Annotated in this window: 6 protein-coding genes; 4 read left to right on the top strand and 2 right to left on the bottom strand. The window is 41.3% G+C overall.

The window, feature by feature from the left end; all coding sequences use genetic code 11:
• Both ffh and valS read right to left on the bottom strand, forming a co-directional pair.
• Positions 1-1,170, bottom strand: a 1,170-nt coding sequence (ffh, locus tag DV63_RS14250) for a signal recognition particle protein (RefSeq protein WP_020982439.1), incomplete at its 3' end; no start/stop codon positions are given.
• A gap of 14 nt (positions 1,171-1,184) precedes the next feature.
• Positions 1,185-3,803 (bottom strand): valine--tRNA ligase, encoded by a 2,619-nt coding sequence (gene valS / locus DV63_RS14245; RefSeq protein WP_000808158.1) that lies wholly within the window; start codon positions 3,801-3,803, stop codon positions 1,185-1,187.
• A 135-nt stretch (positions 3,804-3,938) separates the two neighbouring features.
• Between valS and fliW the strand changes: the two genes are divergently transcribed.
• The 4 genes from fliW to hopL all read left to right on the top strand — a co-directional run bounded on the left by fliW (position 3,939) and on the right by hopL (position 11,304).
• Positions 3,939-4,346 carry a flagellar assembly protein FliW gene (fliW, locus tag DV63_RS14240; protein ID WP_001105838.1) on the top strand — a complete coding sequence of 136 codons (408 nt, stop codon included), beginning with the start codon at positions 3,939-3,941 and terminating at the stop codon, positions 4,344-4,346.
• Between the two features lie 10 nt (positions 4,347-4,356).
• Complete coding sequence (murG, locus tag DV63_RS14235) at positions 4,357-5,418, top strand: undecaprenyldiphospho-muramoylpentapeptide beta-N-acetylglucosaminyltransferase (protein WP_000666607.1); 1,062 nt, start codon at positions 4,357-4,359, stop codon at positions 5,416-5,418.
• 107 nt (positions 5,419-5,525) lie between these two features.
• Positions 5,526-7,616 carry a Hop family outer membrane protein HopI gene (gene hopI / locus DV63_RS14230; RefSeq protein WP_001179026.1) on the top strand — a complete coding sequence of 697 codons (2,091 nt, stop codon included), beginning with the start codon at positions 5,526-5,528 and terminating at the stop codon, positions 7,614-7,616.
• A 22-nt stretch (positions 7,617-7,638) separates the two neighbouring features.
• Positions 7,639-11,304, top strand: a complete 3,666-nt coding sequence (gene hopL / locus DV63_RS14225; RefSeq protein WP_000591263.1) for a Hop family outer membrane protein HopL — start codon at positions 7,639-7,641, stop codon at positions 11,302-11,304.
• Positions 11,305-11,311: the final 7 nt, after the last annotated feature.

Here is an 11,311-nt window from a genome sequence, read left to right as displayed (position 1 = left end):
GCTGCCGTTTAAAATCTCGGGGTTTTCTTGCTCTTTTTTGGTCATGGAATTGACCATAGCCTTGATTTTTTTCACTTCTAAAGAGCTTTCTAAATCCGTGTCTTTTAGCGCGTTTGCCACATTCCCTAAACCTGGAATCATAGAGATTAGAGAACTCATAGAGCCTAATTTTTTCACTTTTTCAATTTGGTTTAAAAAATCATTGAAAGTGAATTGCCCTTTTTTGAGTTTTTTGCTTAAGTCTTTGGCCTCATTAGGGTTTAAAACGCTAGCGGTTTTTTCAGCGAGCGAGATAATATCTCCAGCCCCCATCAAACGCCCCACAATCCTTTCAGGCACAAACACATCTAAATCAGGGATTTTTTCCCCGCTCCCAATAAAACGCAAGGGTAAGCCTAATTGGTAAGTGATGCCTAAAGCGATACCCCCTTTAGAATCGCTGTCAAATTTGCTTAACACCACCCCACTCACGCCTATTTCTTCATTAAATGTGTTCGCGCTTTTGACCCCATCTTGCCCGCTCAAGGCGTCTGCGACATACAGCACCTCATGGGGGTTTAAGACTTCTTTAACTTCTTTTAATTCTTGCATAAGCTCTTTATCAATGGCTAAACGCCCCGCGCTATCCACGAGTAAAACATCAAATTGCGCTTCTTTAGCCCTTTTTAAAGCGTTGTTAGCGATTTCTTTCACGCCTTTATTTTCTTCATAAAAAACTTCCACGCCCACCTGTTCGCCCAAAACCTTTAATTGCTCCACTGCCGCTAGGCGTTGCAAATCGCATGCGCATAAAAGCACTTTTTTATTTTTGGTTTTTAAATAATGAGCGAGTTTAGCGGTGGTGGTTGTCTTACCGCTCCCTTGCAAACCTGCCATTAAAACCACGGTGGGGGGCGTTTGAGCGAAAGTAAAACCACTGCTCCCTTTAGCGCTTAAAATTTCTAACAAACTCTTTTCTAAAGCGTCTAAAAATTGCTGCTTGCCAATGCCATTAAGTTTCGTTTGACTTTCCACTTTTTTGAGCAATTCTCTAGCCACTTTATGATGCACATCATTTTTTAAAAGCGTTTTTTTCAATTCATCTAACGCCCGATCTAGCGCTTTTTCATCATCTTGAAAGCGGATTTTATTGAGCGCGTTTTTAAACCCATCGCTTAATGCTTGAAACATTTTCTATCCTTTGATTATGGTTGTTCTAACAAGTCCAATTCTTGCTTAATTTTACTTTCTTTTTCTAAAAGCGTTTTTAAATTCTCTTGCGCTTTTTCTAGCACGCTTTTAGGTGCGTTTTTGATAAAATTTTCATTGTGCAAATTGAGTTTTAGTTTTTCTTTTTCCAATTTTTCTAACTGCTTTTTTAAACGCGCAACGAGCGGGCTTAAATCAAGATTTTCCAAATTCGCATGAGTTTGGCAAAATTCCCCCACATCGCTCACGCTTTTTAAAGGCTTAGAACTAATCACGCTGACTTTTTCTAACCTCGCTAATTTTTGGGCGTAAGTTTGCAAACGCTCTGTGTTTTCTATGGCTTCTCTTAATCCCACGCTCGCTTCTTTTAAAACAATCGGTGGGGTTTCTAGCATGATTTTTAAACGCCTTAAAGACACAATGCAATCTTTGATCACTTCAAATTCATGCTCTAATGGTTCATCTCGTTCTGTTTCTTTAGGGTAAGGCATGACCATGACAGAATGCGTGTTTTCTAGTTGGGTGTTACTGAGCTTGTGGTATAAAGACTCGCTGATAAAGGGCATGAAAGGGTGCAAGAGTTTTAAAGCCTCTTTTAATGCGCTCCCTAATTCGTCTATCGCTTCATTTTCCACTTTAGAAAATTCAATGAACCAATCGCAAAATTCCCCCCACAAAAAGCGGTATAACAAAGTCGTCGCATCATTAAAGCGGTAGTTATCTAAAGCGTTACGAACCTCTTTAGTCACTGAATTTAAGCGCGATTTCGCGTAACGCCCTAAAGGCGTTTGGTATTCATTCAAACGCTCCCTGTCTTTAAAAGCTTCTTGTTTGAGCTTCAAATAACTCACCGCATTGAAAATCTTGTTGGCAAAATTCTTGTTATTTTCTAAATGCGTAATAGAAAGCTTAATGTCCCTGCCCGTAGCGCACAAATTGGCTAAAGTGAAACGCAAGCTATCCGCACCGTATTTTTCTATCATTTCTAAAGGATCGATCACATTACCTTTAGATTTGCTCATTTTTTCACCTTTTTCATCCCTCACTAAGGCGTGCAAGTAAATATCTTTAAAGGGCAATTCGCCTAAAAGCGATTCGCTGCAAAAAAGCATCCTGGCCACCCAAAAAAAGAGGATGTCAAACCCGGTAATGAGCGTGGTGTTAGGGTAGAAATCTTTCAAATCGTTTTCATTAAACAAACCGCTTTTTTCTTGCCCCCACCCTAGAGTAGAGAACGCCCATAGCCCTGAACTAAACCATGTGTCTAGCACATCTTTATCCTGCTCTAGTTTTTCGCTCTTGCAAGTAGGGCAATTTAAGGGAGCATCTAGGCTTACGAACTGGTGGTTATTCTCGCAAGTAAATACCGGTATTTGATGCCCCCAAAACAATTGCCTGCTGATACACCAAGGGCGTAATTCCCTCATCCAAGCGTTATAATTATTGATCCAATTAGAAGGGTAAAATCGCGCTAAACCTTGTTGGATTTTTTCAATAGAACTTTGAGCGATTTCAGGCTTGACAAACCATTGCTTAGACACATAAGGCTCTACCACATTATGGCAACGATAGCAATGCCCCACTTGATGCGTGTGTTCTTCTATTTTTTCCAGTAAGGCGTTTTCTTTTAATCTTTCTACGACCTTATCTCTAGCTTCTAATCGCTCTAAATTTTCAAACTCCCCGCAATGCGCGTTTAAAATCCCTTTTTCATCAAAGATTTTAATCGTTTCTAAATGGTGGCGTTTGCCCACTTCGTAATCGTTAAAATCATGCCCAGGGGTAACTTTCACACACCCTGTGCCAAACTCCATTTCCACATGTTCATCAGCGATAATAGGGATTGTGCGATTGATTAAAGGCAGGATCACTTTTTGCCCCACTAAATGCTTGTACCTCTCATCATTAGGATTGACCATAAGTGCGCTATCGCCAAACAAAGTTTCAGGGCGCGTGGTAGCCACCACTAAATAATCTTTTTGATTTTCTAAATAATATCTAATATAATACAACGCCCCCTTACGCTCTTCATACTCCACTTCAATATCGCTCAATGCCCCATCTTTAGTGCACCAATTCACCATGTAATTATCTTGAATGATGAGGCCTTTCTCATACCATTTCAAAAACGCCAATTTAACCGCTCTTTGCAAGCCCTTATCCATCGTGAAACGAGTCCTAGAAAAGGCCGCGCTCACGCCTAAACGCTTCATTTGCTCTAAAATCGCTCCACCGCTCTTTTCTTTCCATTCCCACACCTTTTGAACGAACTCTTCACGCCCTAAGTCTTCTTTTTTAATCCCTTGACTTAAAAGCTGCTTTTCCACGACATTTTGCGTCGCAATGCCGGCGTGATCCAACCCGGGCTGATACAAAGTCTTATACCCGTCCATGCGTTTGTAACGCGCTAAAATATCTTGCAAGCTTAAAGTTAGGGCATGCCCTATGTGTAAGATACCGGTCACATTAGGAGGGGGCATCATCAAGCAAAATCGTTTGCCTTTTTCTTGGATCGCTTCATTGCCATCAATTTCAAAATACCCCCTATGAGAGCAAATTTCATAAATCTTTTTTTCTATCTCTTGGGGTTGGTAGGTGGTGGGTTCTTGTTTCATTATTATTATTATCCTAAAATAGAGCGTTCTTTAAAAATAGTTGAATTTGGAACGCCTTTTGCTTTTACGCTTTTAATTGTTGCGTATTTTTTCAAAATTATACAACAAAGCATTTAAATTAAAAAGGATAGTCCAGTGAATTACTTTTTAAAAGCCCCTATTTTAGGATTTGAGCATATCCATGAAGTGCGTTTGGAAAAAATTGATTCCTTATTCAGCCGATTAATTGGCCAAACCAATTCCCCCATAGCGTTGGATATGGTTTTAGTGAATCCTTATTGTTTGAGGGAATACAGCTTTGTGATACCCAAATACATAGAATTGCTGCTAGAATTAGATTCTCATTCCAAAGTTGAGGTGTATTGCGTGGTCGTGTTGCAAAAAAATTTAGAAGATTCTATGGTTAATTTCTTAGCCCCTTTGGTGTTTAATTCCAAAAATGGCTTTGGCGCTCAAGTGGCGCTTTCTATGATGGATTATCCGGATTTTGGCTTTAGAGACCCTTTAAAAAGCTTTGTGATTCAAGAAAGAGAACGAGCTTAAGGTTTTTAGCATGAAATTCGCTCTTACAGGGGGAGGCACAGGGGGGCATCTCTCTATCGCTAAAGCCTTAGCCATAGAATTAGAAAAGCAAGGCATAGAGGCTATTTATTTAGGCTCCACTTATGGGCAGGATAAGGAATGGTTTGAAAACAGCCCCCTGTTTAGCGAACGCTATTTTTTCAACACGCAAGGCGTGGTCAATAAAAGCTTTTTTAAAAAAATAGGCTCTTTATTCTTGCAAATTAAAGCGACTTTCAAAGCCAAAGAGATTTTAAAAAAACACCAGATCACGCACACCATTAGCGTGGGAGGGTTTAGTGCAGGGCCGGCGAGTTTTGCAAGCTTACTTGATCACATACCCCTTTATATCCATGAACAAAATGCGATTAAAGGCTCTCTTAACCGCTACCTTTCCCCCAAAGCTAAGGCGGTGTTTTCAAGCTACGCGTTTAAAGATAAGGGAAATCATGTTTTAACCTCCTATCCCGTGCAAAACGCTTTTTTTGATTTGGCCAGGACTCGGACTGAAATCAAGCACATTTTATTTTTAGGCGGTTCGCAAGGGGCAAAAGCGATCAATGAATTCGCTTTATTAAACGCTCCCAAACTCACCAAACAAGGGATTAAAATCACGCATATTTGCGGCTCAGACGCCCATGAAAGAATGCGTTTTTTTTACCAGGAATTAGGGCTGTTGGACAAGATAGAATTGTTCGCTTTCCACAACAACATCACAGAAGTCATGCGCAAGGCGGATTTGTGCGTGAGCCGAGCGGGTGCTAGCAGCGTGTGGGAATTGTGCGCCAATGGCTTACCCACGATTTTTATCCCCTACCCTTTTGCGAGCAATAACCACCAGTATTACAATGTCTTAGAATTTGAAAAAGAAAACCTATGCTATGTCGTGCCTCAAAACGAATTATTGCCTAAAAAACTCTTTGAAGTCATCAGAAAGCTCAACCAAAAAGACGATCAAGGCAATAAAAACCTCACCACTATCAGCGCTAAATTGCAACAAAAAATCGCTAAAGACGGCGCAAAAACCATTATTGAAACGATTTTGAGCGCCTAAAATAGCCCTTTTTAATCAACAATTAAGCGACTAACCATTAAACTTAAGCAATAAATAAGATAAAATTTAGGATAGCTCAAATCTTTTAAAAAGAAAAGGATAACCCCTTGCAAAACTTTGTTTTTAATAAAAAATGGCTTATCTATTCTGGCCTACTCCCCTTATTTTTTCTTAATCCCTTAGCGGCAGAAGATGACGGGTTTTTTATGGGGGTGAGTTATCAAACTTCTTTGGCCATTCAAAGGGTGGATAACTCAGGGCTTAACGCCAGTCAAGACGCATCCACCTACATCCGCCAAAACGCTATCGCTCTAGAATCTGCGGCAGTGCCTTTAGCCTATTATTTAGAAGCGATGGGCCAACAAACCAGGGTTTTAATGCAAATGCTCTGCCCTGATCCTTCTAAAAGATGTTTGCTCTATGCGGGGGGCTATCAACAAAACGCCCAAAATGGCGATACAGGCAACAACCCCCCAAGAGGCAATGTCAATGCCACCTTTGATATGCAATCTTTAGTCAATAATTTAAACAAGCTCACCCAACTCATCGGCGAGACTTTAATCCGTAACCCTGAAAATCTTTCTAACGCCAAAGTCTTTAATGTCAAATTTGGCAATCAAAGCACTGTTATTGCCTTACCTGAGGGCCTAGCCAATACCATGAACGCTTTAAACGATGATATTACCAACGCTCTAACCACGCTCTGGTATAACCAAACCTTAACGAATAAATCTTTTAATAGCGGTAATTCCGTGAATTTTAGCCCCCAAGTCTTGCAACACCTTTTACAAGACGGCTTAGCCACAGCAAGTAGCAATCAAACCATTTGCAGCACTCAAAACCAATGCACCGCTACTAACGAAGCTAAATCCATAGCCCAAAACGCCCAAAACATCTTCCAGGCTTTAATGCAAGCAGGGATTTTAGGGGGCTTAGCCAATGAAAAGCAATTTGGCTTCACTTACAACAAAGCCCCTAACGGCAGCGATTCCCAACAAGGCTACCAAAGCTTTAGCGGCCCGGGTTATTACACCAAAAACGGCAACACCACGCAAGCGCCCTTAAAAAACTTACCCGCTGGAGCGACAGTTGGATCAGGAAATGGCCAATACACCTACCACCCTAGTTCGGCAGTCTATTATTTAGCTGATAATATCATCGCTAATGGCATCACCGCTTCTATGATTTTTTCAGGCATGCAAAATTTCGCCAATAAAGCCGCTAAACTGACAGGCACTTCAAGCTATAGCCAGATGCAAGATGCGATCAACTATGGGGAAAGCTTGCTCAATAACACCGTAGCGTATGGGGATTTTATCACCAATTGGGTCGCTCCCTATTTGGATTTAAATAACAAAGGTTTGAATTTCTTGCCTAGCTATGGGGGGCAATTGAATGGCGCTAATAGTCAAACCCCACAAAATCATTTAACCCCACAACAAGCCCAACAAGAACAAAAAGTGATCATAAACCAACTAGAGCAAGCCACAAACGCCCCCACCCCCGCGCAAATAGACAAGATCTTAGCCAACCCCTATTCCCCCACGGCAAAAACTTTAATGGCTTACGGGCTTTATCGCTCTAAAGCAGTGATTGGCGGGGTGATTGATGAAATGCAAACTAAAGTGAATCAAGTCTATCAAATGGGCTTTGCTAGGAATTTTTTGGAGCATAACTCTAATTCTAATAACATGAACGGCTTTGGCGTGAAAATGGGTTATAAGCAATTCTTTGGCAAAAAGCGCATGTTTGGGCTTAGGTATTATGGTTTTTATGATTTTGGCTACGCTCAATTTGGCACAGGATCTTCTTTGGTGAAAGCCACCCTCTCTAGCTATGGAGCAGGCACAGACTTTCTTTATAATGTTTTTACCCGAAAAAGAGGGACTGAAGCGATAGATATCGGTTTTTTTGCCGGTATCCAACTTACAGGGCAAACCTGGAAAACGAATTTTTTAGATCAAGTGGATGGCAACCATCTTAAGCCCAAGGACACTTCTTTCCAATTCCTTTTTGATTTAGGCATAAGGACTAATTTTTCCAAAATCGCTCATCAAAAAAGATCTCGTTTTTCTCAAGGGATAGAATTTGGCCTTAAAATACCGGTGCTTTATCACACCTATTACCAATCAGAAGGCGTTACAGCGAAGTATAGAAGAGCCTTTAGTTTTTATGTGGGCTACAACATAGGCTTTTGATTAAACAAAATAAGGGAAAAATATGATAAAAAAAGCTAGAAAATTCATACCATTCTTTTTAATTGGCTCCCTCTTAGCTGAAGACAATGGCTGGTATATGTCTGTAGGCTATCAAATCGGTGGCACGCAACAATTTATCAATAACAAACAACTTTTAGAAAATCAAAACATCATCAACAGCATCACTCAAAGTGCGATCAATATTGCAGGGCCTACTACCGGCCTTATCACTTTAAGCTCTCAAAGCGTCATTGACGCTTTAGGCTATGGCGTGAGTAACACCGTGGGCAACCAATTAGAGGGCATTTCTAATATCTTAAATCAAATTGGCAAAAGAAAAGACTTTTATTCCAGCCGTCAAATCTCTAACATTTCCCAACAAATCATAGGGCTTAAAGGAAGCTCTGATCCCTTAAAAGCCCACTCTTCACAAATCACAGCCAAACTCCTTTCCAACACCCAAAGCGCGTTTGATGAAGGCATTGCGCTAAGCACTAACATCATTAGCTCTATCAATAGCCTTAATCCCAGCAACAACGCCAAAGAAGTCAAAGCCCAGCTCCAAAACACCGCCCAATCCATGGCAGAATTGTTGCAACAAATTGAACACAGCATCACTAAAACTACTAGCACCACTTATGCGCAATCCTTACTCTCCAATCTGACCGATGCGGTGAATGCTTCTAGCGATAACACCGCTTATGTGAGCGCTCTTGTTAACGCTTTAAACACTTTAGGGGTAGGGGTTTTCCCCACCACAACCTCAACGCATGTGGTGTTAAACCCACCGGGACAAGTCGTATTTTATCCCACTAATTCCATTTTAGGCTCTACTTCTTCAAACAGCAATAACCAACAACAATACAACAACACCCTTTTAATGAACACCTTACAAGGGGGATTAAGCGCTAACAATCAAAATAACCCCAATGGTTGCGCCAATCAAGTCCAGTGTTTAGAGCAATTCATCCAAAATTTAGCCCCTTTAGCCGCAACCCCCACTTCAAATAACCAAGCCAACCAGCAAGTCCAAGCCATCGCTCAAAAACTCCAAAGCGTGGCTATCAACACTTTAGACAACAATGCGATCAACAACACCACCTATAATTTAAACAACTTGCACAACGCTTTGAATTTCCAAGCCTATGAAAGCACGATAGAACAATACAATAACGCTTTAAAACAAATTTCTTGGATCAGTTTTACTGAGCCTAAAAACCTGCTCAAAAACACTTCTAACAACTACCAAATCGGCACGGTAACCAACGCTCAAGGGCAAAACATCAGCGCCTATGATTGCGCAAGCGCTACCGGAAGCCTTTCTAGCGGTGCTTCTAGCGGGATTTCATGCTCAGCCACAAGCTCCACAAGTTCCACCAGCAGTTTTGACAATTCTTTATTCGCTACCTCCAAAATCCAAACCATAGGGGGCAAAGAGCAGATCGGCGTGAATTCTTTTAACCTTGTCTCTCAAGTGTGGAGCGTTTATAACTCTTTAAAAACTTCAGAAGCTAATTTGCAAAAAAACGCCAATATCTTATGCACTAATGGGGCACAATCCGGATCCGGGACAAGCTCATGCAATAGCTCTTCAGGGGGTTTGAGTATCAGCGGGAACGCCCAATTGCAAAATATTTTAAGCTCTACTAGTGGGACTACCACTAACACTCAAGCTAAAAGCAACGCTCCCAAACTAAAAGCGATGGTGGTGGTGAATAGTGAAGAAGAAGCTAAAACGGCTAATTTCAATCAAAGCAGTGGGACAACCACTCAATCCCCTAACAGCACGGTGATGGGAGCTTTAAATGCCGTATTGCAAAATGTCAATAATTTCCAACAAAGCATTCAAAGCGCTTTTCAAAATCAAGAAAGTAATATCCAAGCTTGGGCGAATGCGATTTATAACACTAATGGGAGTCAGTCGCAAGAGATGACAGCCAACAATAACCAAGATTTACGCATCCAATTGAGAGCGAATTTCTACCAGCTCATCAACACCATTAACCAGCAAGTGCCTACAGACATGAGCGCTTTAATTAATCAAAGCCAACAAACCCAGCAAACAAGCGGGGCAGCAAGCAATAATAACGCATGCGGTAATGGCACAACAAGTTGGTGCTATCAGCAGTGGTCGGATTCTAAGGCTTATTACAGCGGGTTACAAAGCGCTTTAGGGTATCAAACGCAAGCGACAACTCAAAGTGGGAGCAGTGGTGGGAACAGCATCACCTACAATGTCCAACAAATCACGCTCACTAGTAATGGTTTGCTCAATAACATCATTTCATCTCTTAAAAGTTTTAGTAGTGGTGGAAATAATGGGGGTAATGGAAATGGAACCAGTCAAATCAACACAGCCTACCAAATGCTCACAGACGCCAGTGATGGGAAATTAGGGACTTATAGTAGTAGCAATAGTGGCAGTAATAACGGCTATACGCCATGCAATAGCACTAACGGGAGCAATGGAGCGAGTAATTGCTACACCCCCAACAAACAACAAAACGCCACCACCGCAACCACTAATGAAAGCAACTTACAAAAAGTCTATAATGACGCCCAAAAAATAGCCAACATTATCGCCAGCTCTGGGAATAATAAAGGCGTTGAAAGCGGCTTAAAACAATTCTTTGAAGCGTTAAAAAGTAATAGCAGCAGTCTCAGTAATTTGTGTAATAGCAGTAGCGGCACTACTTGCACCGGTGGGCTTATCAACCTTTTAGGGGCAATCCCTACAAATGGGGTGAGCGATACGAACAATTTAATTAATTTGCTCACCGAATTCATTAAAACCGCCGGGTTTATCCAAAATAATAATAATAATAGTGTATCTACTAGTCTTACAAGCGCTTTTCAAGCCATTACGAGCGCTATTTCTCAAGGGTTTCAAGCCTTGCAAAACGATATTAGCCCTAATGCGATTTTAACCTTGCTCCAAGAAATCACTTCTAACACCACCACCATTCAGTCATTCTCGCAAACCTTACGGCAGCTTTTAGGGGATAAAACATTCTTTATGGTGCAACAAAAACTCATTGATGCGATGATTAACGCCAGAAATCAAGTTCAAAACGCGCAAAATCAAGCCAATAACTACGGCTCTCAACCCATTTTAAGCCAGTATGTGGCCGCTAAAAGCACCCAACACGGCATGAGCAATGGCTTAGGGGTTGGTTTGGGCTATAAATACTTCTTTGGTAAAGCGAGAAAATTGGGCCTTAGGCATTATTTTTTCTTTGATTACGGCTTTAGTGAAATAGGCCTAGCCAATCAAAGCGTGAAAGCGAATATCTTTGCTTATGGGGTAGGCACGGATTTTTTATGGAATCTATTCAGGAGGACTTACAACACTAAAGCGTTGAATTTCGGGCTATTTGCTGGGGTCCAATTGGGCGGTGCAACCTGGCTTAGCTCCTTAAGGCAACAAATCATTGACAATTGGGGGAACGCTAATGACATCCATTCAACGAATTTTCAAGTGGCGCTGAATTTTGGGGTGCGCACCAACTTTGCGGAGTTTAAGCGTTTTGCTAAGAAATTCCACAATCAAGGGGTCATCAGCCAAAAGAGCGTGGAATTTGGAATCAAAGTGCCTCTCATCAATCAAGCGTATTTGAATAGCGCCGGGGCTGATGTGAGCTACAGGAGGCTTTATACTTTCTATATCAATTACATCATGGGGTTTTAAAAAGGGG

This window comes from Helicobacter pylori FD535 (assembly GCF_000296015.2).
GTDB lineage: Bacteria > Campylobacterota > Campylobacteria > Campylobacterales > Helicobacteraceae > Helicobacter > Helicobacter pylori_CT.
The sequence above is the reverse complement of the archived record's forward strand: the minus strand, read 5'-3'. Positions and strand labels throughout refer to the sequence as shown.

Excerpts from the sequence above, each read along its gene's own strand:
- valS (WP_000808158.1), bottom strand. The coding sequence starts at position 3,803 with ATGAAACAAGAACCCACCACCTACCAACCCCAAGAGATAGAAAAAAAG.
- murG (WP_000666607.1), top strand. The coding sequence starts at position 4,357 with ATGAAATTCGCTCTTACAGGGGGAGGCACAGGGGGGCATCTCTCTATC.
- hopL (WP_000591263.1), top strand. The coding sequence starts at position 7,639 with ATGATAAAAAAAGCTAGAAAATTCATACCATTCTTTTTAATTGGCTCC.